Raw genomic sequence first — 22,370 nt, forward strand, 5'->3', positions numbered from 1 at the left:
CGGTCTCCAGACAGTCGTGTGAAAAATGGGACTTCAGATGTCGACGGTGACGTCGCCGACGGGAGCGCTGACGCACAGCTGGATCTTCTTGTCCGGCTCGTCGTCTGTCTCACCGGTGCGCACGTTTCGGGTACGACCCGCCTTCTTGACGGAGGTGCAGGAGAAGCAGATTCCCATCCGGCATCCGTATTCGGGATTGAGGCCCGCAGCTTCTGCTTGTTCGAGAAGTGTTTCGCCGGAGTTCTCGGCCGCCACCCCACTTTTGGTGAATGACACCTCGCCGCCGGCCTCACCCGGCTCGGCCACCGCCGGCGCGAACTCCTCGGTATTGAGCAAGTGCTCGACGTCGACCTCACGGAACACCTCACGCACTCCCCGCATCAGACCGGGAGGCCCGCAGAGATAAGCCTGGGCGTCGATCGTGTCCGGATCGGCGATCCACGGAGCCACGGCGTCGAGGTGCCCGCGATCGAAGAAACCTTCGAGGTCACCTCCACCGCTTTCGGTGTACACGAGTACCAGTTTCACGTTCGGGTTCTGCTCGGCGATTGTCTTCAGCGCGCGCGTGTATGCCACGTCGGCATCGGTGTTCGCGTAGTGCACGAACACGATCTCGCCCGAGTGCTCCTCCTCCACCAGCGTCCGAAGCATCGACATGACCGGGGTGATTCCACTGCCGCCACTGATCAACAACACCCGACGCGGGCGGTCGACGGGAAGGGAGAACACACCGTCTGCCTGCGAGAGGCTGACAACGAGTCCGGGCGCCGCGTTGGCGTACAGATACTGCGACACCAGGCCACCGGGATGCGCTTTCACGGTGAGCTCGATCAGCCCGTTGCGCGTAGACGCGCCGCCGGCCGGCGAGTAGCAGCGAGTGTGACGAACACCGTCGATCACCACGCCCAACTGCACGAACTGGCCCGCCTGAAAACCGCGCCACTGGCGAGTCGGGCGCAGCGTCAGAGTGACGGAGTCAGCGGTCGGATGGTCGACGGCGACAACCTGCGCGCGGATGTCACGAACGGTCGCCATCGGGTTGACCAACTCGAGGTACCGATCGATCTGATGTGGAGCAGCCATGGCTTCGATCAGTCCCACCAAGGACAGTCCGCGCCGAGGTGTGGACTTCGGTGTCGTGTTCTCAGGAGCAGATGCGATTGTCATGACCCTCCTCGTACTTCGATTGCCGGGTGTACCGATTGCTGGGCTAGCTTCCCCCGACTGCGTGAATTCAGTGTACAAATGTTCACCGAAGATAGTGTGACAGGTGCACACAAGTACATGTCAACAAGAATGTGATCCGAGTTACACGAGTTGCCGAAAGGAGCCGGAATGCCTGTACCTACACTCGACGTCGTGACGAAGGCCGGACCGGTGAACCCAGAGCGCAGGGAACCCGACAACAGGGAGCCGGAAAGTCGTGCCGCAAAGAAGGAACGCACACGCCAAGCGCTCCTGGACACTGCCATGGACCTCTCGGCCGATCGCGGCTTCGCCGGAATCAGCTTGCGAGAGGTAGCCAGGGAAGCCGGGATCGTTCCGACGGCGTTCTACCGCCACTTCGCTTCACTGGAGGACGTCGGTGTCGTCCTCGTCGAAGAGAGCATGCGCATGTTGCGCCAGATGCTGCGCGACGCAAGGCGTAATCCCAGCACCAAGGACGCCGCTACGTCACTGGGCATCCTTGTGCGACAAGTGCATACACACGAGCGACAGTTTCGGTTCCTCTGCCGCGAACGCTACAGCGGCGTCAGTGAGGTACGACGTGCGATAGCCACTGAAATGCGGTTGTTCGTCAGCGAACTGACCATCGACCTCTCCAGAATTGCCGGACTGGAAAGCTGGTCGTCGGACGATCTGGAAATGGCTGCCGACCTGATCGTCTCGACGATGTTCAGCGCTGTCGTCGAACTGCTGGACGCCGGGACGGCCGGGTATCGCGACGAAGCCGCCGTCATCACACGAGCCGAGAAGCAACTGCGAGTCATCATGCTCGGAATGGCCACCTGGAATCCACCTCGAAACTGACCTCGGGTTCACCTTTTCGACGTACGGTGAGAGTCATGTCTTCCACGAGTACATACGAAATCCCCGTTGGCGACCTCACCTTCGACGTACTGATCTCGGGCCCGGACGACGGCATTCCGCTGGTAGCGCTGCACGGCTTCCCGGAGAGCGCCGCATCCTGGGGCAAGGTCACACCACTGCTCACCGCGGCGGGATACCGTGTGATCGCACCGAATCAGCGCGGATACTCCGCCGGCGCGCGCCCCGAAGGGGTGGATGCCTACAAGATCGAGCATCTGGTAGCCGACGTCGTCGGATTGCTCGACGCACTCGGCCTGTCCGACGCGCATCTGGTCGGCCACGACTGGGGTTCGGCGGTCGCCTGGCAGGTCGCCGGTCGCCATCCGAACCGGATCCGCAGCCTGACGGCGATCTCGGTCCCCCACCCCACCGCCTTCGGTTGGGCACTCCGCGAGGACGAGGACCAGAAGCAACGCTCGTCGTACATCGGACTTCTCCGACAGGAGGGCAAAGCCGAGGAAGTGTTGTCGGAGGACAACTTCCGCCGGCTGCGCGCCATGTTCGACGGCCAGATCGATCCTGAATTCGCCGACGAGCACATTCGTGTCCTGAGCGGGGAGGGCGCGCTCACCGGCGCCTTGAACTGGTACCGCGCGATGACTCGCGACTTCGGCGACATCGATCGCACCACAGTGCCGACCACGTATGTCTGGAGCACCGGCGACACAGCGCTCGGCCGCGCAGGCGCAGAACGCTGTGGTGAATTCGTGGACGCTCCCTACAAGTTCGTCGTGCTCGACGGCGGAAGTCACTGGATTCCGGAGGAGCGAGCCGAAGAGTTGGCCGAGGCAATCCTCGCACGTGCAGGATCCTGATCGTCGCGACGAATTCGGCTCTATGTATGTTGTCATACATAGAGCCGAATTGATTCCACCACCAGGAGTTCTGCGATGACCGAGACCGTTGCACCACCCCATCCGTTCGACACCGCTGTCGGATTGACGCCACTCACGGCCGGCTTGTCGACCGGCGAAACCAATCCGGCGTACAACAACATGGTCGGGCCGTTCGGCGGCGTCACCGCTGCCACGTTGCTCGAATCTGTACTGAAGCACCCCGAACGCCTCGGCGATCCGCTGTCGTTGACCGTCAACTTTGCCGGTCCGATCACCGAGGGCGCCTTCGAGATCTCCGCCCGGCCGGTGCGTACCAACCGCTCGACGCAGCACTGGTCCATCGAACTGTCTCAGGACGGGACCGTCGCCACTACCGCGACGGCAGTGTTCGGTACCAGGCGTGAAACCTGGTCGTCGACCGAGATCACGATGCCGAAGGTTCCGTCGGCCGAAGACGTTGCGCTGCTGCCGTTCCCCGAGTTCATCGCCTGGGCACAGAACTACGAGATGCGCTTTGTCGAAGGTGCAATCCCCGATCTGGAGTCGGGCGAGCATCCCGACTCGACCACGACACTCTGGGTGCGCGATCAACCGGCACGCGCTCTCGACTTCACGTCGCTGACCGCACTGTGTGATGTCTTCTTCCCACGAGTCTTCTTGCGCCGAGGCAAGATGGCTCCGGCCGGAACGGTCTCGATGACCATCTACTTCCACGCCGACGCTCAGACGCTGACCGAACAGGCAGACAATTCCGTGCTGGGAACGGCGCGGACCCAACGGTTCGGCAACGGATACTTCGATCAGTCGGCCGAAATTTGGGGCAGTGACGGCGCATTGCTCGCTACGACACACCAGTTGGTCTACTTCAAGGATTGACGGGGATCGCACTGTCCCCTTCCGGCGCCTTCACCATCGACAATGCGGCAAGGCCGACGCCGAGAACCACCAGCAGTCCGATGATGCCGGCACGGTCTGCACCGAAGAGCCAAGCGAACAGGCCGAACAGTGTCGGCGCCAAGAACGACACTGCTCGGCCTGTGGTCGCATACAGGCCGAACATCTGACCTTCACGCCCAGGCGGGGTGATGCGTGCCAAGAAGGTTCGTGCCGAAGACTGAGCGGGCCCGACGAACAGGCAGAGCGCGAGACCGAAGATCCAGAACATCACCGGCCCGGACACCGCGATCAATATCGCGCCGACCACGATCATCGACGCCAGCGAGACGGTGATGACCTGTTTGGGTCCGATCCGATCGTCGAAGCGTCCGGCCACCAATGCACCGATTGCGGAAATCACGTTGGCGGCAACACCGAACAGCAGGACGTCGGCCGCGCTGATTCCGTAGACGTTGACAGCCAACACGGCTCCGAAGGTGAACACACCCGCCAGACCGTCACGAAAGAGTGCGCTCGCGATCAGGTACCAGATCGTGCGCCTGTCGACGTTCCAGAGTTCGCGCAGATCGCGCCACAACACCCGATAGGAGTCGAGGAACCCGGCCTTGGACGCTCCCGGATCGACCGCGGGGCTGGGCAACTCGGGAACCTTGAAGAACACCGGAATCGCGAAGACCGCGAACCACACTGCAGCCAGCAGTGCCACCATCCGGATGTTCATGCCGCCGTCGGTGGTCAATCCCAGGAATCCCCGAGTGTCGCCGTCGCCGACGATGAACCCGAAGTAACACAGCAACAGCAGCACGATTCCGCCGAAATATCCCATGGCCCAGCCGAAGCCGGAGACTCGTCCCAGATTCTCCGGTGTCGACACCTGCCGCATCATGGCGTTGTACGGCACGCCGGCCAGTTCGAAAATCACCGAACCGATTGCGAGCAGAACCAATCCGAGCCACAGGTAGCGGTAGTTGTCCTCGACGAAATAGAGACCCGCCATCGAGAGCACGGTGATGCCGGTGAGTATCGCGAGTGAGAGTTTGCGTTTACCCGACGCATCGAAACGCTGTCCGGTGATCGGGGCGAGTATCGCGATGAAGAAGCCGGCGATCCCGAGAGCCCAACTGAGCCACGTAGTTGCCGAAATCGTGCCGGGCAGGTCGTCGCCGACCGCGTCGGTGAGATAGACCGAGAAGACGAACGTGAGGATCACGGCGTTGAATGCTGCCGATCCCCAATCCCACAGCCCCCACGCGAACACTTGACTCTTCGTGGCCGCACCACCGATGCCTGCGGGTGGCTCGGCCTGCATGCTCGTGGACTCGGCGCTCATACGGCGAAGCCTAACTGCGCGCGGGCGACTCGGCTCCTCTCTCCGAGAGTCGACATACAAGACGTTCTATGCAACCAAGTTAGTACGCACTTAGTTGCATACGCACCTGAGTGCATAGATACTTTTTCCATGGCACTCGAACATGCGTTGCTCGTCTCCCTGTCCGAACAGGATGCGTCGGGATACGACCTCACACGCCGGTTCGACAAGTCGATCGGCTTCTTCCACAGCGCGACGCACCAGCAGATCTACCGAGTCCTCAAGCGAATGGACGAGGCAGGCTGGGTGGAGGTGGAGGCCATCGCGCAGGACGGCCGCCCGGACAAGAAGATGTACCGCGTCAGCGATGCCGGCCGCGCCGAACTGACCCGATGGATCGCCGAGCCGTCCGAACCGAACCACCTGCGCAACGAGTTGGCCATCAAGATCAGGGCAGCAGCGCACGCCGATCTCCCCGCTCTACGACGCGAAGTCGCTCGCCACCGCGACGGCCACGCCGCCCGCCTCGACGTCTACCGACTCATCGAAAAGCGTGACTTCCCCAATCCAGCAGCACTTTCCGGCTCTTCACTGCACCAGTACCTGGTACTTCGCGGCGGTATCCGCGTCGAAGAAGGATTCACCGACTGGTGCCAGGAAGTTCTGGACGCATTGCCCACTGGCGAGTACGCCACCGAAGACACTGGCGAGTACGCCATCGAAGACACTGGCGAGTACGCCACGGAAGGACATCTTCAGTCATGACGGATACACAGTTCCCCCGCCTGCTCGAACCGCTCGACCTCGGATTCACGACGCTGAAGAACCGCGTCGTCATGGGATCGATCCACACCGGCCTCGAAGATCGCGCGAAGGACACCGACCGCTTGGCCGAGTACTTCGCCGAACGTGCTCGTGGCGGTGTCGGCTTGATCATCACCGGCGGCTACGCGCCCAACCGCACCGGTTGGCTCTTGCCCTTCGGTGCCAAGCTGACCAACCGCATCGAAGCGCGCCGTCACCGCCGGATCACCAAGGCGGTTCACGACGCGGGCGGAAAGATCGCCATGCAGATCCTGCACGCCGGCCGCTACAGCTACCAGCCTTTCAGTGTCTCCGCGTCGTCGATCAAGGCGCCCATCAACCCGTTCCGTCCGCGCAAGCTGACCGGCCGTGGGGTGGGTTGGCAGATCCGCAACTACGTTCGCTGCGCGCGCCTGGCCAAGTCCGCGGGTTACGACGGCGTCGAAATCATGGGCGGTGAGGGCTACTTCATCAACCAGTTCCTCTGCGAGCGCACGAACAAGCGCACCGACCAGTGGGGCGGCAGTTCCGAGAACCGTCGACGCATGGCAGTCGAAATTGTGCGACGCACACGCAAGGCTGTCGGCCCGAACTTCATCATCGTGTTCCGGCTGTCGATGGCAGATCTGGTCGAGGGCGGTCAGACCTGGGATGAAATCGTCTCACTGGCAAAGGAAGTCGAAGCCGCCGGCGCCACGATCATCAACACCGACATCGGGTGGCACGAGTCACGGGTGCCCACCATCGTCACCTCGGTTCCCCGAGCAGCCTTTGTCGACATCACCGGCAAACTCGAGAAGCACGTCGACATTCCGGTAGCCGCCTCGAATCGGATCAACATGCCCGAGACTGCCGAAGAGATCCTCAACCGCGGTGACGCACAATTGATTTCGATGGCCAGGCCGATGCTCGCCGATCCCGACTGGGTAAACAAGGCCGAGAGAGGAGCGTCCGACGAGATCAACACGTGCATTGCCTGCAACCAGGCCTGCCTCGACCACGCCTTCGTTCACAAGCAGGTCTCCTGCCTGCTCAACCCGCGCGCGGGCCGCGAAACCACACTGATCCTCTCCCCCACTCGGCGGACCAAGAACCTCGCCGTCGTCGGTGCCGGTCCTGCCGGACTTTCCGCAGCACTCAATCTTGCTCAGCGTGGTCATTCGGTCACGTTGTTCGAGGCTTCGGACAAGATCGGCGGACAGTTCGGGATCGCACAGCTCATTCCGGGTAAGGAAGAGTTCGCCGAAACCATTCGCTACTACACCCGCATGCTGGACGTGGCCGGAGTGACGGTCAAGCTCGAAACCCGCGTCACACCGGCAGATCTCATCGGATCCTTCGACGAAGTGGTGGTTGCCACCGGCGTGACGCCGCGCGTTCCCAAGATCCCCGGCATCGAGAACTCGAAGGTGCTGACCTACGCCGAGGTCGTCCGAGAGGGCAAGCCCGTCGGCAAGTCCGTCGCCGTCATCGGCGCCGGCGGCATCGGCGTCGACGTGAGCGAATTCCTCACGCACCCCACTTCCCCCACTCTTCATCTCAAGGAGTGGAAGCAGGAATGGGGCGTCACCGAACCCGAAATGGCCCCGGGCGCTCTCACCACTCCGGTACCGGAGCTCTCCGAGCGGGAGGTCTACCTCCTCCAACGCAAGCCAGGACGCATCGGCGCCGGCCTCGCGAAGACCACCGGCTGGGTCCATCGGGCGGCCCTCAAGAACAAGGGCGTCCACGAGCTCTCGGGCGTCAACTACGAGCGCATCGACGACGCCGGCCTGCACATCACCTTCGGTGAGAAGCACGAGAAGCCCCGACTTCTCGAGGTCGACACCATCGTCATCTGCGCCGGGCAGGAGTCGGTTCGCGATCTCGTGGACGAACTGACCGTCGCGGGCGTGGTGACCCACATCATCGGCGGCGCCGACGTGGCAGGAGAACTCGACGCCAAGCGTGCCATCGAACAGGGCACACGACTGGCCGCGAAGATCTGACCGGCTACGCTGACTGATCGTGAGCCTGCCGACACCCACAACCACAGCCCGCGCCGTAGTGACCGGCGCCTCCTCCGGCATCGGAGAGGCACTGGCCGCTGATCTGGCATCACGCGGACATTCCCTGATCCTCGTTGCCCGTCGTGGCGAGGTCATGGAGGTCCTCGCCGAGAAGCTTCGCGCCGCGCACGGCGTCGAGGTGGAGGTCCGTGCATCGGACCTCTCCGACAGCGCGGCGCGTGCCGTTCTGGTCGAGGAACTCGGTGGCCGCGACATCAGCATCCTGTGCAACAACGCCGGTATCGCCACCTTCGGGCCGATCGCCGAGCTGGACCCGGCATACGAGCGCGACCAGGTCGAGCTCAACGCCGTTGCAGTGCACGATCTCACGCTGGCCGTGCTGCCCGGCATGCTCGCACGCAAGTCCGGAGCCATCCTGATGGTCGGGTCCGCGGCCGGAAACATGCCGATCCCCAACAACGCGACGTACGCCGCCACGAAGGCGTTCGTGAACACCTTCGCGGAATCGTTGCGAGGTGAACTCAAGGGCACCGGAGTGAACGTCACCCTGCTCGCCCCAGGCCCAGTACGCACCGAAACCCCGGACCCGGCCGAAGCGTCGATCGTCGACAAGCTCGTCCCGGACTTCTTCTGGATCTCGAGCGAGTACACCGCCAAGGTCTCGCTCGACGGCCTGGCCGAGAACAAGATGCGCGTCGTACCGGGCATCTTGAGCAAGGCGATGTCCGTCGCGGGCGGCTACAGCCCGCGTGCCGTCGTTGCGCCCATCGTGGGCACGTTCTACAAGAAGCTCGGCGGCTGATTCACGCAAACTTCTCAGAGCAGGCCATAGCAGACCATATAGTCGGTTAATGGCGATGCGAAGAACACTGGCAGTCGGGGCAATCCTTCTTTTGACCGGAGGGTTGCCCTTACTGCTGCCCACGGCAGCGAATGCATGTTCGTGCGCATCATCGGCTACCCCGGAAGAAGCCGTGAGCGTCTCCAGCACCGTTTTCCTCGGGACTCCGACGGAGAAAACTTCGGACGGGTTCGAGGACACCTACCTGTTCGACGTCAGCCGGGTCTACAAAGGCGATCTGGCATCGGTGACGTCGGTGGGGACACTCGCGAACGGGAACGGTTGTGGCACAAGATACGTGCTCGGCACCGAGCAGCTGATGTTCGTTTCTGCGCCGTACGACGTCGACGCCGAGCACGAGGGGCACAGCTGCGGGCCGGCTACCGAAACCGGGTTCGACATCCAAGCGGCGGTCGAGTCCGTGTACGGCGCCGGTTACGCCCCGAGTGCCGGCGGAACTCCGTCCGTTGGTGTGTCCGCCGACAGATCGGCGGTCATCGGCGGAGGCGCCGCGGTGGCATTGCTCGCGGTGCTCGGTTGGTTCGGATGGAAGCGCCGGCGAGCACAGTGATTCGACAGGCACAGTGATTCGAGCCCCGTCAGGGCCGCGTCAACCTCGTTCGGCGGCGCGTCAAGTAAGCGTCAAGAACCGCCCCACCGCTGATCTTCGGGAGTAGATCTGAAGGTAGCCCGCAACACGGCGGGTCACCTTCAGGAGATCGACGTGACGCTACTCGAAATCTTCCCCTCCCTACGCGGCGCAATGACACCACGTATGGATCCTGCGTTGTGGCCCATCAGCACTCGCCACGACCACAGCGGGCGTGTCTGCATCGGCGACGTCTCCCTCGAAGAGATCGCGGACCAGTACGGCACACCGACGTACGTCGTCGACGAGGCGGACGTGCGGCACCGCTGCCGCACGTATCGAGAGATCTTCCCCGACTCGGAGATCGTGTACGCCGGCAAGGCACTGATGATTCGAGCGATGGCTACCTGGGTCTCCGACGAGGGACTCGGGGTGGATGTCTGTTCCGCCGGTGAACTCGCCGTCGCGCTTGCCGCGGGCGTGGACCCCCACCGAATCATCCTGCACGGCAATGCCAAATCGGTTTCCGAACTGAGGGCGGCGGTCAACGCGGGTGTCGGCCGGATCGTCCTCGACTCCCCCAGCGAAGCGGTACGGCTCGCGTCGGTGTGTACCCACCGACAGAAGGTGTTGATCAGAGTCACACCCGGCATCGACATACACGGACACAAGGCAGTGTCCACAGGCATCTTGGACCAAAAGTTCGGCCTACCAGCGTTTTCCGAAGAACTGGAACGTACGGTATCCGTCGTCGCCAACGCGACGCACCTGCAACTCATCGGCCTGCATTGCCATCTCGGCTCCCAGATCACCGATCCCGAACTCTTCCGCCCCGCGATCGAGACGATGATCGCACAGATGGACGACATACGACGCACGCATCGAATCATCCTCACCGAACTCGATCTCGGCGGTGGCCATGGGATCGCATACATGCCGGGAGACGCCCAACTGGATCTGACCCGCCTCGCTCACGTCATCGACGAAACTCTCGACGACGCGTGCACCCGAAACCGCTTCCCTCGCCCCGAAATCGTGCTCGAGCCTGGCCGAGCGATCGCCGCGCGCGCCGGAGTCACGCTCTATCGCGTACAGAACATCAAGTCGATCAGCGGCGGTCGAACCTTCGTTTCCGTCGACGGTGGGATGAGCGACAACCCTCGGGTGTCGTTGTACGACAGCCACTACGACGTCGAATTGGTGAACCGGCATTCGAGCGCACCGCTCCAGGAAGTCACCGTCGCCGGGCGGCACTGCGAATCGGGCGACGAAATCGCCGTCGGAGCAAGGCTTCCCGCCGACCTACATGAAGGTGACCTGTTGGCAGTGCCGTGTACGGGCGCATACCACCACAGCATGGCCTCCACTTACAACAGCGTCGGCCGGCCACCGGTCGTCGCTGTGCTGGGCGGGATTGCGCGGCCATTGATCAGGCGTGAATCGATCAACGACCTATTAGCCCGCGAGGTCGGCATCTGACCTCGCGGGCGCCTAAGCCTCAGCGCTTGCGACGGCTACCGGTACCGAAGATGTTTCGCGAAATCTCCCGCCCTGCAGCCGAAGCCGCCGAACGCAGGAAGCTCTTCACGGCCGAGTTACCCAAGATCTGCTCGGCGATGTTGGGGCCCTCAGGTTCGGCCGGCGGCGGTGGCGGCAGATCGGGCAGCGACGGAAGATCCAAGGACTGATCCGCCGTCGGAGCACCGGCCACCTTGGCCGTCAACTTTTCGTACGCCGACTCGCGGTCGATGGTCTGGCCGTACTTCTGATTCAGCGGACTCGACGACGCTGCCGCCTTGATCGCGTCGTTGCCGATGGTGTCCATCAGCGACCTCGGAGGACGAATCTTGGTCCAGGCCACCGGCGTCGGCGCACCCTTTTCCGAAAGCACGGTCACGATGGCTTCACCGATGCCGAGTGAAGTCAGTGCCTTTTCCAGGTCGTAGTGCTCGGTCTTCGGGTACGTGCGGACGGTCTTGTTGAGCGCCTTCTGATCGTCGGGCGTGAATGCGCGTAGGGCGTGCTGGACGCGCGCGCCCAACTGTGACAGCACCGAATTGGGAATGTCGGTCGGAAGCTGCGTGCAGAAGAACACGCCGACACCTTTGGAGCGAATCAGCTTGACCGTCTGTTCGACCTGCTGCAGGAAAGCCTTCGACGCGTCCGCGAACAGAAGGTGCGCCTCGTCGAAGATGAACACCAGCTTCGGCTTGTCCAGATCTCCCTCTTCGGGCAGCGTCTGGAACAGGTCCGCGAGCACCCACATCAGGAAGGTGGAGAACATTGCCGGACGCGCGGCCTGGGCACCGAGTTCGAACAACGTGATCACACCGGCACCGCCGACGACACGCAGCAGGTCCTCGGTTTCGAGTTCCGGTTCGCCGAAGAAGGTGTCACCGCCGTCGGCTTCGAGGTTGACCAACGCGCGCAGAATCACCCCCGCCGTCGCGGAGGAAACTCCGCCGATACCCTTCAGATCCGCTTTGCCCTCAGCGCTCGTCAGGTGGGCGATGACCGAACGCAGATCCTTGAGGTCCAGCAGGGCCAGGCCCTGAGTGTCGGCCCAGTGGAAGATCAGTCCGAGAGTCGATTCCTGGGTCTCGTTGAGGCCCAACACTTTGCTGAGCAGGATCGGCCCGAAACTGGTGATGGTCGCGCGCACCGGGATACCGATTCCGTCCGTTCCCAACGACAAGAACTCGACTGGCATCCCAGCGGGAGTCCACGAATCGTCGCCCGTCTCGACTGCGCGAGCCTTCATCTTCTCGCTCGGATCCCCCGCCTTCGACAGACCCGAGAGATCGCCCTTGACGTCGGCCATCACTACCGGCACACCCGCGGCGGACAGCTGCTCGGCGATGCCCTGCAACGTCTTGGTCTTGCCGGTACCCGTCGCACCGGCAATCAGACCGTGACGGTTGATCGTCGCCAATGGAATCCGCACCCGCGCGGTGGGATCTGCCACTCCGTCGATCACCACCGAGCCGAGCTCGAGTGCCCGCCCCTCGGATGAATAGCCCGCCGCGATTTCAGCTGCAGCACCCGACGGCGCCTGAGCAGCGGGGGTGGCTCCGGCCGATGCTTCGGCTTCAGCGGCAGCCGCTTCCTTCTCGGCTTCCTCAGCTGCTGCCGCGGCTTCAGCTGCAATCCGAGCGGCTTCGGCAGCGGCAGCCTTGGCAGCTTTCGCCTTCTCCGCCGGCGTCAGCGGCGCGGCTCCGTCCTTCGGATCCACGGTCATCGAAAAGCCCTCCTCGTTGCAATGCGGCGAAGTTCTTGTCATCACCCGAACGCCGTCTTACACACGTCGAGTTTCCACCGCAGACCTTATCCCGCGCCCGCGCGCACTACTGTGTTCCTGGTGCAGGACAAATTGGTATGGATCGATTGTGAAATGACCGGGCTGCGACTCGAGTCGGACAAACTCATCGAGATTGCGGCTCTGGTGACCGACAGCGACTTGAACATCTTGGGCGAAGGTGTGGACATCGTCATCCACGCCGACGACGACGCGTTGGCTGCAATGCCCGACGTCGTGAAGAAGATGCATGCGAAGTCGGGACTGACCGAAGAGGTTCGTAAGTCGACGGTCACCCTCGCCGAGGCGGAGAAAGAGGTGCTCGCGTACATCCGCAAGCACGTTCCCGTCGCCGGTACGGCTCCCCTGGCAGGTAATTCCATCGCCACCGACCGCGGATTCATCTCGCGTGACATGACGGCGCTGGACACATACCTGCACTACCGGATGATCGATGTCAGCTCCATCAAGGAACTCTCCCGCCGCTGGTACCCGCGAATCTACTTCGGCCAGCCCGAAAAAGGTCTCGCCCACCGGGCACTCGCCGACATCAAGGAATCCATCCGCGAACTCAAGTACTACCGCGGCACTGCATTCGTCGCGGCGCCCGGACCGTCGAGCGCGGAGATCGCAGCCGTCGTAGAGGGCTTGGGTCCCGCCTGACCTGCCGATTGGCTTCCTGACCGACTTTCGCGCTAGTATCTCTTTCGTCAAAGCAGCCGGGTCAAACCGGTGGCCGAGGCAATGGTGGGCGTAGTTCAGTTGGTAGAGCACCAGGTTGTGATCCTGGCTGTCGCGGGTTCGAGTCCCGTCGCTCACCCAAGCGGAACCCCCGAAGATGTCGAAAGACATTTTCGGGGGTTCTTTTGGTTTGTGCGCCGGCCCCAATCCCCCCTTCCACAGCCGGGTGAACGTATCGTTCCCCTTCTCTGACAGGGGCAGCGATACGTTCACCCGAAGTGGGTGGGGTGGCGACCGCGACAAATCGCCCGCTCCCGAGTAACCCGTGCCCGGGCCGAGCGAACGTACCTCTCGTCGCCTCAGATAGACCGAAAGCCACTTTCGCTCACATGGGGGTAGCTGAAAATCGCCGCAAATGGCCCAGCCGTCGATCACTCGGGCGACGGTTGCGGCTCCCAGACACCTGCGACGGTCCCCTCGCGAACGTGTCGCTCGTATGCCGAAACCTTGTCGTGGATGACGGTCAGGTTGTCCTGCAGCGCAGAGATCCTGGATCGAATCAACACCTCATGCTTTTGTAGAAGTGAAAGCCGTTCCTTCTCGTTTCCCGGCCCTGACCTGACGAGTGCGGCGAATTCGCGGATCGTTGCGATCGGCATACCCGAGTCTCGGAATCGATTGCACAGCTTCAACCAAGCGACATCGTTTTCGGCGTAGACCCGACGCCCACCTGCCGAGCGCGCAACCTCGTGAACGAGCAATTCCTCACGTTCGAAGTATCGAAGGGAATCGATGCTGATTCCGGTCTCGACAGCTACGTCACCGATTGATAGTTCACGCATTGCCCGTCTACCTTTCCTTGACCTGGAGTGCACTCCAGATTTTACGGTCGCGGCCATGAATTCCATTCAGCGCAAAATCAACACCGAATTCTCCCGAATCTCCACTGCCGACGACGTACTTGCCGGACAAGATTTAACCGACACAACTGCTTTGGTCACTGGTGGGTACTCCGGACTCGGATACGAAATTTCGCGGTCACTTTCTTCGGTCGGCGCGCGAGTTGTAGTTCTTGCCCGCCGACCAGAACAGGCACGGAGCGAGGTGGCCGACCTTCCGGGTATCGAAGTGCGAGCGTGCGACCTGTCGGACCCGAGCAGTGTCAGATCGTGTGCGCGAGAAATTCTCGAATCCCGGATCACTCCGGACATCATCATCTGCAATGCGGGGGTCATGGCCTGCCCGGAACTCCGTGTCGGCTCCGGCTGGGAATCACAATTCGCGATCAATCACCTCGGGCACTTTGTACTGGTGAACCTGCTGGTGCCAGCAATGCCCGCAAACGGTTCTCGCGTAGTCGCTGTCTCGTCGGCGGGGCATTTTCTGTCGGGAGTGCGTTGGGATGACATACATTTCCGCAACGGTTACGACCGCTGGCTTGCGTACGGTCAAGCCAAGACTGCAATTGCTCTATTCGCTGTCCAGTTGGCGAGCTCCGGTGCTTCACGCGGCATCACTGCGTTCTCCGTCCATCCCGGGAGCATCCTCACTCCCCTTCAACGTCACTTTTCTGCATCGGAGAAACACGATCTCGGATGGACGACGTCGAATGGCGACGCCGTGCCGGGATTCAAGACTCCCTCCCAGGGCGCCGCTACAACGGTGTGGGCAGCGACGGCACCGATACTCGCCGATCACTCCGGCGCGTACCTCCAGGACTGCAACATCGCGGACGTCGCGCAGACTGATGACATGAGCGTCGGCGGCGTGAAGCCTTGGGCTACCGATCGCGACGACGCACGCAGATTGTGGGCGCTGTCCGCTGAAATGACCGGAGTGGACGCCTTCGGTCGACGCTGACGCCGAGCGAACGTACCTCCCGTCGCCTCAGGTAGACCGAGAGGCACTTTCGCTCACAAAAGGAATACAGATGCAGAAATGCCCCCAACCGGACGGTCGGGGGCATTCTGACGTTCAGTGCGTCAGGGACGCACTCAGACGTCCGCGTTGCCGGTCTTCCAGACGCTCCAGGGAATGTTCCAGTCACCGAGGCCGTCGGTGCCGGAGAGCGTTCCGCCGACGGTGTTCTTGACGACGACGATGTCCCCACGCTTGGTGTTGTCGTAGACCCACTTGGCGTTGGACGGGCTCAGGTTGAGGCAGCCGTGACTGGTGTTGGAGTACCCCTGCTGCCCGACCGACCACGGCGCCGAGTGGAAGAAGATGCCGCTGTAGGACATTCGGGTCGCCCAGTCGACGGGGGTCTTGTAACCCTGCGCCGAGGTGACCGGGACGCCGTACGTGGACGAGTCCATGATCATGTTCGCGAAGCGGTCGCCGATGATGTAGACGCCGTTGTCGGTGGGAGTGCTGTCCTTGCCCATGGAGGTGGGCATGGTCATGACGGTCTCACCGTTGACCTGGAAAGTGACCTGCTTGGTGTTGTCGTCGGCCGTGGCGATGACGGCATCACCGATGGTGAAGGAACTCTTCGCGTCTTCCTGCCCGAAGACTCCCTTGCCGAGATTGCGCCCGTACACGTTGACGCTCACGTCGACCTTGGTGCCCGGTGCCCAGTAGTTCTCCGGACGCCAACGGACCTCACGATTGTTGACCCAGTAGAACGCACCTTCGACGGTCGGAGTCGTGGTGACGGTGATCGCAGCTTCGGCAGCCTTGCGATCGGGGATGTTCTCGTCGAACTGCACCGCGATGGGCTGACCGATGCCGACCACGTCGCCCTCGTTCGGCAAGACATACGGCTTGGTGACGTTGCCGGGTGCGCTGGTGGTGAAGGACGTGACCGTCGTACTGGCGCCGCCCAATCCGAATGCGCGGGCCTCGATTTTGTACTTGCGGTTGTAGCCGAGCGGTTCGGTGGTCGTCCACGACGCACCGTCGGCAGCAATCGCGCCGGCAACTGCCTTGCCGTCCTGATTGACCATCGTCACGTCGGACAGGGCGCCGTCAGCGACGTTGATCTTGACCTGGTCGCCCGGCGAGAAGCCGACAGCGCCGTCGGCGGCGGTCGAGGTGAGCTTCGGCTTGATGAGTTCGGTGAGCGGATTGGAATCGATCGGCGCCGATCCCTCGGTGCTGACGTCCTTGCCACCCGACGTGCACGCGGTGACCAGAACGAGCGCACCGAGAGACACCGCGATCATCGCCGCACTCTTCGACACTCGACCGTTCCCCCCGCGCACGGACAGACCCCACCTTTGACGACTCATCGTTCGACTCCGCTTCACAATTTCTCCGACTAACTTCCGCATCACATGCGAATCCCACTTACCGGAAGGCAAGTGGGACTTGCGGTATGACTGCGCTGCACCAATGATGCCAGGCGCGCTCGTTACCAACGGTCATGAAGGGCCACGCCGTCAGTAACGTTCAAGTATCAATCGCTCCGAACCGTCCGTTTTGTTACCGCTTTCAGCGGATTTCCTCCGATTGGACTACGGCAGCGAGGCCGCCACCTGGCGATTTGCTCCCGAACCGGCGATTCGGCTAATGTTCTGTCTCGCAAGAGCGAGCGCCTATAGCTCAGTTGGTAGAGCAAGTGACTCTTAATCACTGGGTCCGGGGTTCGAGTCCCTGTGGGCGCACTTGCAAAGGTCCCCACCTTCTTCGGAAGGTGGGGATTTTTCTTTGTGGCTTGGTGGACAGGTCGTGGTGAATAGACTTCACAGTTACCGGAACCACGGCCTGGAGGTCTGATGACTGAGCGCGGATTCACGCCCGGCGGCGAACTAGCATTTGCCGGGGTGGCAGGTCAGGCAGCTCTGATCCGGTCCGGAGCTTTGTCCGCCCGCGAACTCACCGAGACCACACTTCGCCGTATCGAGCGCCTCGATTCGACGCTCAACGCATTTGTACGAGTTCTCGCGGACGAAGCACTCGACGAGGCGACACGGCTCGATCAACGTCAGGCCGACGGCAAAACCCTGGGCCCACTGCACGGAGTCCCGATTGCAATCAAGGACGAGAACGACGTCGCCGGAACGCCGACGACGTACGGCGGTGCGGCAGCCACGCGCATCGCATCGGCCGATTCAGAGGTTGTCCGCAGGTTGCGCGAAGCGGGTGCGGTGATCGTCGGCAAGACGACGATGCCCGAGTTCGGCATCTGGCCCTTCACCGAGACTGCCGCAAACGGATACACGAGAAACCCTTGGGACACCGGCATATCCACCGGCGGATCGAGCGGAGGATCTGCGTCGGCCGTCGCGTCGGGAATGGTCGCGGCGGCAATAGGCGGCGACGGCGGCGGTTCCATACGATTGCCTTCGGCGTTCTGCGGGTTGTTCGGACTCAAGCCGCAACGCGGTCGGGTGAGCACCGCGCCGAACCGAAACCTCTGGCGCGGACTCGGCACACTCGGGCCTCTCACTCGTTCGGTCGAGGACAGCGCGCTCGTATACGACGCAATCACCGGTACCACCGAGATCGACGACTACACAGCCGAAACGCTCCGAACCAGCTTTGCCGACGCGGCCGTGTCGGCACCCGGGCCGCTTCGAATCGCGGTGTCCACCCGGAGTCCGGTCCGGGGCGTCCGTCCGTCAGCGGAGATCGTTGCCGGGGTGCTCTCGATCGCAGAGATGTTGAGCGCGTTGGGGCATCACGTCGAAGAACACGATCCCGAGTACCCGGATGCCACTGCCGCTTTTCTCCCGCAGGTGCTCGGCGGTGTCCGCGACGAAGCGCTTCGTGTCGATCATCCAGCGCTTCTCGAGAAGCGCACGCGAGCGCTCGCCTCGATCGGCCGGATAGCTGCACCCGCGCGCGTCGGTAAATTCGCCTACCGCAAAGGTGAGCGAATTGCAGCGACGGTCAACCAGGTCTTCGACACCTTCGACCTGGTCCTGATGCCGACGACGCCCGCGCTGCCACGCCCGATCGGACAACTCGAAGGAACCGGCCTTCTGTCCGCAGTCCGCAAGGCGTTGCCGATCGCCGCCTACTGTTCTATCTGGAATGTCTGCGGCAACCCGGCGGCCGCGGTACCCGCCGGCTTCTCCGAACATGGACTCCCCCTGAGCGTCCAACTGGTTGCGCGCAGCGGTGGCGAATCGGCGATTCTCGCCGTCGCACAGCAGTTGGAAAGCACCGTCCGCTGGCCGGATTCACGCCCGTCACACTCGTGAATTCCGGAAGCGATGTAACCATCGTCACCACGATGAACACGCGTTTTGCAAACTCCTGAGCCTGTCGGCTAATGTTCTGTCTCGCAAGAGCGAGCGCCTATAGCTCAGTTGGTAGAGCAAGTGACTCTTAATCACTGGGTCCGGGGTTCGAGTCCCTGTGGGCGCACTTGCAAGAAGGCCCCCACCTCACCAGGTGGGGGCCTTCTTCATGTTCTGCCTTCGAAAACTCGGGTCAGCGAATGATCTTCCGGACCACGAGTAGTCCCACCACTGAACCAACTGCGATAAGCGCGTACTTCACTGCCGGCTCGTTGAGCTTGGCGAGCACCGTCTTCTTGGTGTTCTCGACCAGCCGCTTCGGGTTGGTGCGGACCGTCAGTTCGTCGAGTGTGCTCGCGAGCTGGTTACGCGCCTTCTCGATCTCGCGTTCGATGCTCTCGGTGTCCCTGGGCACGTGTCCTCCAACTTGTCTGTGTTCTGCTGCTCTGTGTGCGGGTCTGCTGTGCGGACGCAGCGCGCCGACACTTCGCTCTACCGTAGAGGAGCAGAATGCCCTCGCGCCCACCTGCCGCGCAATTTCTCGACTAACCTCGATTCCCGTGACCGAGAACAGTAGATTGTCCGCCGGCGACGTAGCGCCGGATTTCACGCTCCCAGACGCCGACGGCAACGAGGTTTCGCTTCACGATTACCGCGGCCGCAAGGTCATCGTGTACTTCTACCCCGCGGCCAGCACCCCGGGGTGCACCAAGCAGGCCTGCGACTTCCGCGACAGCCTCGCCGAATTGAACGGTGCCGGGCTGGAGGTCGTCGGAATCTCGCCGGACAAGCCAGCAAAACTCGCGAAGTTCCGCGATACCGAAGAGCTGACCTTCCCGCTGCTCTCCGACCCCGAGAAGGCGACGCTCGAAGCCTGGGGTGCATTCGGAGAGAAGAAGATGTACGGCAAGACGGTCCAGGGCGTCATCCGCTCGACGTTCCTCGTTGACGAGGAAGGCAAGATCGAGGTGGCGCAGTACAACGTCCGGGCCACCGGCCACGTCGCCAAGCTACGACGCGATCTATCCGTCTAACTCCCGTACCTGCTCAAGAACAGCGCCTCCGCGAAAGCGAGATTCTCGATCTCCGACGGGTCGACGCTTTCGTCAGGTGCATGAATGCGGCACTGCGGTTCCTCGACGCCGATCAACGCGATCTCCGCGTCGGGGAACTGCTCGGCCAACGCACTGCACAGCGGAATCGATCCCCCTTGGCCGGCAAACCCCACTTCGCGGCCGTAGGCATCGGTCAGCGCAGACTTCAGCTGCGCGAAACCCGCTCCTTCGGTCGACGACGAGAACGGTGATCCCGTCGATTCCGGTACGACCTCGATGTGGACGCCCCACGGCGCCGCTGCACGGAGGTGGTCCGTCAACAACTTCTGTGCCCGCGCCGGATCCGTGCCAGGCGGGACACGAAGATTCAGGCGTGCGGATGCACGGGGCGTGATTGCCGCCGCAGAACCCACGACCGGCGGGCAGTCGATACCCAGGATGGTCAGCGCCGGACGAGCCCACACCTGCTCGGCGACCGAACCGGAACCAGTCAGTTGTACCCCTTCGAGTACCCCGGCGTCGGAGCGGAACTGATCGCCGTCGTAACTGATTCCCTCCCACTCCTGGTCGTTGGTCAAGCCTTCGACAGTGGTGTTTCCGGCGCCGTCGTGCAGCGTCGAGAGAATGTGCACCAGCGCGGTGATCGCATCGGGTGCCGGTCCACCGAAGACACCGGAGTGAATCTCACCCTCGAGCGTCGACACGTGGACCACCACGTTGGCGATCCCGCGTAGTGATGTCGTGATCGTCGGCTCCCCGACCTCGGTGTTGCCGGTATCGGCGATCAGGATCATGTCGGCCGCAAAAAGTTCGGGCCGCTCTCGCACCAGATCCTCGAGACCGCCAGTGCCCATCTCCTCTGATCCTTCGGCGACGATCGTCAGATGTGCGCTCGGATCCACACCTGCTGCGGCGAGCGCTCGCAGAGCTGTCAGATGCATGACGACGTTGCCCTTGCAGTCCGAAGCGCCGCGTCCGTACCACCGTCCACCCCGCTCGGTGAGTGTGAAAGGCGGCGAGCCCCAGAGCTCTTCGTTTCCCGGCGGCTGAACGTCGTAGTGGCAGTACAGCAGAACGGTCGGAGCACCGACCGGACCTGGTCGACGACCGACGACGGCGGCCGAGCCGTCGGGGGTCTCGATCGCCTCGATATCGGCGAAACCCTGATCGCGGAATGCCTCCAGGACCCAATGTGCCGCGGCCGCGCACTCTTCCGGCGGGTACTGCCGTGCATCTGCGACGGACTTCATCGCCACAAGTGCACTCAGATCCTCATGGGCACGCGGCATGAGTTCACGTACCGCGGTTCGCAGTTCTTCCGTCATCGTCTCCCTCTCCTCGGCATCGAACCTCGGTGTGCCCGAAGAATCTCAGTGTGCCCGAATCGGGCGTAGGGAGTCGGCAGGATCGCCGTTGCGCCACACCGCGCAGCAACCTCTTCAGCTACTGGACAGGTGGTCACCTAGTATCGAGGTGTGGCAACAGCATCGGGACTCGTGTGCGCGCACCTGCGCGGTGCGTTTCGACCGATCACGACCGCCGAAGTAGGTGGCCGATGACACCGGATAATGCACAAGTCCCAAATTCGACAGAAAACACCGATAGCCTGGAAGACGTGCAGCCCACGACTCGTAACCGCGCGCGGCGACGAGTCGACCCAGCACTGGAGAATCCTCAGAGCCTCGAAGAACCGCAGGAACTGCTGCCGCGCAAGCGTCCGACGCAAGAGCGCAGCCAGCGTAAATTCGACGCACTCCTGGCAGCGTCACGGGAACTCCTCACCGATGTCGGTTTCGAATCGTTCACCTGCGAAGAGGTCGCGGCACGTGCCGACGTCCCGATCGGGACGCTCTACCAATTCTTTGCGAACAAGTACGTCATCGTGTGCGAATTGAACCGCCAGGACCTCGTCGGGGTCCAGCACGAGCTTGCGCAGTTCGGCGGCGAAGTACCCTCGCTCGACTGGTTGCGGTTCCTGAACAGTTTCGTCGATCACATGGCCGGGCTGTGGACGTCCGATCCGTCGCGCCGCGAGGTCTGGCTGGCGATGCAGTCGACGCCGTCCACGCGGGCCACCGGAGTCATTCACGAAAAGCAATTCGCCGAGACCGTAGCGAAAATGCTCGGTCCGTTGACGCCTCGTACGCGGCGAGATCGTCGCCTGATGATGGCGGAAGTTCTTGTCCACGTGGTGTATTCGATGCTCAATTTCTCGGTTCAGGACGGTCAGTCGCATGCCGACGCCGTCGCCGAACTGAAAAGATTGATGATCGCATATCTCCTCGTCGCCGAGAAGGAATCCCGCACGAAGGACTAGTCGAACGACAAAGAGCCGGTCTCCCCTTGGGAGACCGGCTCTTTCGTGTCCGGCAGTGCTACTCCGGGTCGGATTCGATGACCGCGAAAGCGCCCGCCATGTCCCCGTCGTGGGTGAGCGAGATATGAATCTTCACTCCGGTGAGGTGTTTGGCCACGTCACCGCGAAGCCGTATGCCCGGGCGACCCCAGGCGTCCGAGACGACTTCGATCTGATTGTGGATCATCTCCCCCAGCACCGGTGGGCTGGCGAAGAGAGCAGTTGACCATGCCTTGATCACTGCTTCCTTCGCTGCCCACCGGGCGGCGAAATGTCGTGCCGGTTCGGAGCTCCGGGTAGCGGCGTCTCGACGCTCGCCCGGTGTGAAGTTGTCGAGCATTGCCGTTCCCGGCCTGTTCAATTGCTCGGCGAACTCCGACACCGTCACGAGGTCGAAGCCGATACCCAGAACTCCCATACC

The 22,370-nt window shown here is 62.5% G+C and carries 21 protein-coding genes and 3 tRNA genes; 16 read left to right on the top strand and 8 right to left on the bottom strand.

Features of this window, described 5'->3' with window-relative positions:
- Window positions 1-33 precede the first annotated feature (33 nt).
- Window positions 34-1,167, bottom strand: a complete 1,134-nt coding sequence (locus AC1DVN_RS02715) for a ferredoxin reductase (RefSeq protein ID WP_021344756.1) — start codon at window positions 1,165-1,167, stop codon at window positions 34-36.
- 168 nt (window positions 1,168-1,335) lie between these two features.
- Here AC1DVN_RS02715 and AC1DVN_RS02720 point away from each other — a divergent pair, with 168 nt between their 5' ends.
- The 3 genes from AC1DVN_RS02720 (at window position 1,336) to AC1DVN_RS02730 (ending at window position 3,803) form a co-directional block, all read left to right on the top strand.
- Window positions 1,336-2,031 carry a TetR family transcriptional regulator gene (locus AC1DVN_RS02720; protein WP_003945327.1) on the top strand — a complete coding sequence of 232 codons (696 nt, stop codon included), beginning with the start codon at window positions 1,336-1,338 and terminating at the stop codon, window positions 2,029-2,031.
- A 35-nt stretch (window positions 2,032-2,066) separates the two neighbouring features.
- Complete coding sequence (locus AC1DVN_RS02725) at window positions 2,067-2,906, top strand: alpha/beta fold hydrolase (RefSeq protein ID WP_477993347.1); 840 nt, start codon at window positions 2,067-2,069, stop codon at window positions 2,904-2,906.
- A gap of 75 nt (window positions 2,907-2,981) precedes the next feature.
- Entirely contained in the window at window positions 2,982-3,803 is an 822-nt protein-coding gene (locus AC1DVN_RS02730; protein WP_283384927.1) for an acyl-CoA thioesterase, read from the top strand.
- Here AC1DVN_RS02730 and AC1DVN_RS02735 read toward each other — a convergent pair.
- Window positions 3,793-5,154 (bottom strand): MFS transporter, encoded by a 1,362-nt coding sequence (locus tag AC1DVN_RS02735; protein WP_046378786.1) that lies wholly within the window; start codon window positions 5,152-5,154, stop codon window positions 3,793-3,795. The genes AC1DVN_RS02730 and AC1DVN_RS02735 overlap by 11 nt on opposite strands.
- Window positions 5,155-5,283: 129 nt before the next feature.
- Here AC1DVN_RS02735 and AC1DVN_RS02740 point away from each other — a divergent pair, with 129 nt between their 5' ends.
- The 5 genes from AC1DVN_RS02740 (at window position 5,284) to lysA (ending at window position 10,855) form a co-directional block, all read left to right on the top strand.
- Window positions 5,284-5,898, top strand: coding sequence for a PadR family transcriptional regulator (locus AC1DVN_RS02740; protein ID WP_477993350.1), 615 nt, complete (start codon window positions 5,284-5,286; stop codon window positions 5,896-5,898).
- Window positions 5,895-7,925: an FAD-dependent oxidoreductase gene (locus AC1DVN_RS02745; RefSeq protein ID WP_477993352.1), complete on the top strand. Its 2,031-nt coding sequence runs from the start codon at window positions 5,895-5,897 to the stop codon at window positions 7,923-7,925. The genes AC1DVN_RS02740 and AC1DVN_RS02745 overlap by 4 nt, the downstream gene beginning before the upstream one ends.
- Before the next feature lie 19 nt (window positions 7,926-7,944).
- Window positions 7,945-8,748, top strand: a complete 804-nt coding sequence (gene cmrA, locus AC1DVN_RS02750) for a mycolate reductase (protein ID WP_019749133.1) — start codon at window positions 7,945-7,947, stop codon at window positions 8,746-8,748.
- A 172-nt stretch (window positions 8,749-8,920) separates the two neighbouring features.
- Window positions 8,921-9,358: a hypothetical protein gene (locus AC1DVN_RS02755; protein WP_046378788.1), complete on the top strand. Its 438-nt coding sequence runs from the start codon at window positions 8,921-8,923 to the stop codon at window positions 9,356-9,358.
- Window positions 9,359-9,511: 153 nt separating this feature from the next.
- A complete protein-coding gene (gene lysA, locus AC1DVN_RS02760; protein WP_046378789.1) occupies window positions 9,512-10,855 on the top strand; it encodes a diaminopimelate decarboxylase in 1,344 nt (447 codons plus the stop codon).
- Between the two features lie 19 nt (window positions 10,856-10,874).
- On the opposite strand, the gene AC1DVN_RS02765 is transcribed toward lysA, so the two are convergent.
- Window positions 10,875-12,614 (bottom strand): helicase HerA-like domain-containing protein, encoded by a 1,740-nt coding sequence (locus tag AC1DVN_RS02765; RefSeq protein ID WP_020970020.1) that lies wholly within the window; start codon window positions 12,612-12,614, stop codon window positions 10,875-10,877.
- A 120-nt stretch (window positions 12,615-12,734) separates the two neighbouring features.
- On the opposite strand from AC1DVN_RS02765, the gene orn reads away from it, so the two are divergent.
- On the top strand, window positions 12,735-13,334 hold the full coding sequence (gene orn / locus AC1DVN_RS02770) for an oligoribonuclease (RefSeq protein WP_024487359.1): 600 nt from the start codon (window positions 12,735-12,737) through the stop codon (window positions 13,332-13,334).
- Window positions 13,335-13,418: 84 nt separating this feature from the next.
- Window positions 13,419-13,491: transfer RNA gene (locus AC1DVN_RS02775), tRNA-His, on the top strand.
- Between the two features lie 292 nt (window positions 13,492-13,783).
- Here AC1DVN_RS02775 and AC1DVN_RS02780 read toward each other — a convergent pair.
- Entirely contained in the window at window positions 13,784-14,194 is a 411-nt protein-coding gene (locus AC1DVN_RS02780) for a MerR family transcriptional regulator (protein WP_019749137.1), read from the bottom strand.
- 55 nt (window positions 14,195-14,249) lie between these two features.
- Between AC1DVN_RS02780 and AC1DVN_RS02785 the strand changes: the two genes are divergently transcribed.
- Entirely contained in the window at window positions 14,250-15,212 is a 963-nt protein-coding gene (locus AC1DVN_RS02785) for an oxidoreductase (protein ID WP_477993355.1), read from the top strand.
- Between the two features lie 134 nt (window positions 15,213-15,346).
- Here the strand turns inward: AC1DVN_RS02785 and AC1DVN_RS02790 are convergent, their stop codons facing one another.
- The gene (locus tag AC1DVN_RS02790) at window positions 15,347-16,555 is read right to left on the bottom strand and encodes a L,D-transpeptidase (protein WP_477993391.1); all 1,209 of its coding nucleotides are present in this window, start codon (window positions 16,553-16,555) and stop codon (window positions 15,347-15,349) included.
- Between the two features lie 329 nt (window positions 16,556-16,884).
- On the opposite strand from AC1DVN_RS02790, the gene AC1DVN_RS02795 reads away from it, so the two are divergent.
- The 3 genes from AC1DVN_RS02795 to AC1DVN_RS02805 all read left to right on the top strand — a co-directional run bounded on the left by AC1DVN_RS02795 (window position 16,885) and on the right by AC1DVN_RS02805 (window position 18,665).
- Window positions 16,885-16,957, top strand: a tRNA-Lys gene (locus AC1DVN_RS02795).
- 111 nt (window positions 16,958-17,068) lie between these two features.
- A complete protein-coding gene (locus tag AC1DVN_RS02800) occupies window positions 17,069-18,499 on the top strand; it encodes an amidase (RefSeq protein WP_477993357.1) in 1,431 nt (476 codons plus the stop codon).
- A gap of 93 nt (window positions 18,500-18,592) precedes the next feature.
- Window positions 18,593-18,665, top strand: a tRNA-Lys gene (locus AC1DVN_RS02805).
- 66 nt (window positions 18,666-18,731) lie between these two features.
- On the opposite strand, the gene AC1DVN_RS02810 is transcribed toward AC1DVN_RS02805, so the two are convergent.
- On the bottom strand, window positions 18,732-18,953 hold the full coding sequence (locus AC1DVN_RS02810) for a DUF3618 domain-containing protein (RefSeq protein WP_003945299.1): 222 nt from the start codon (window positions 18,951-18,953) through the stop codon (window positions 18,732-18,734).
- Between the two features lie 145 nt (window positions 18,954-19,098).
- On the opposite strand from AC1DVN_RS02810, the gene bcp reads away from it, so the two are divergent.
- Window positions 19,099-19,572 (top strand): thioredoxin-dependent thiol peroxidase, encoded by a 474-nt coding sequence (gene bcp, locus AC1DVN_RS02815; protein ID WP_019749140.1) that lies wholly within the window; start codon window positions 19,099-19,101, stop codon window positions 19,570-19,572.
- Here bcp and AC1DVN_RS02820 read toward each other — a convergent pair.
- The gene (locus tag AC1DVN_RS02820; RefSeq protein ID WP_477993359.1) at window positions 19,569-20,918 is read right to left on the bottom strand and encodes a M20/M25/M40 family metallo-hydrolase; all 1,350 of its coding nucleotides are present in this window, start codon (window positions 20,916-20,918) and stop codon (window positions 19,569-19,571) included. The two genes, bcp and AC1DVN_RS02820, sit on opposite strands and share 4 nt — an antisense overlap.
- A 290-nt stretch (window positions 20,919-21,208) precedes the next feature.
- Between AC1DVN_RS02820 and AC1DVN_RS02825 the strand changes: the two genes are divergently transcribed.
- Window positions 21,209-21,910: a TetR family transcriptional regulator gene (locus tag AC1DVN_RS02825; protein ID WP_019749142.1), complete on the top strand. Its 702-nt coding sequence runs from the start codon at window positions 21,209-21,211 to the stop codon at window positions 21,908-21,910.
- Between the two features lie 58 nt (window positions 21,911-21,968).
- Here AC1DVN_RS02825 and acpS read toward each other — a convergent pair whose 3' ends face one another.
- Entirely contained in the window at window positions 21,969-22,367 is a 399-nt protein-coding gene (gene acpS, locus AC1DVN_RS02830) for a holo-ACP synthase AcpS (RefSeq protein WP_021333452.1), read from the bottom strand.
- Between the last annotated feature and the right edge of the window lie 3 nt (window positions 22,368-22,370).

The organism is Rhodococcus sp. P4_E4 (genome assembly GCF_056401575.1).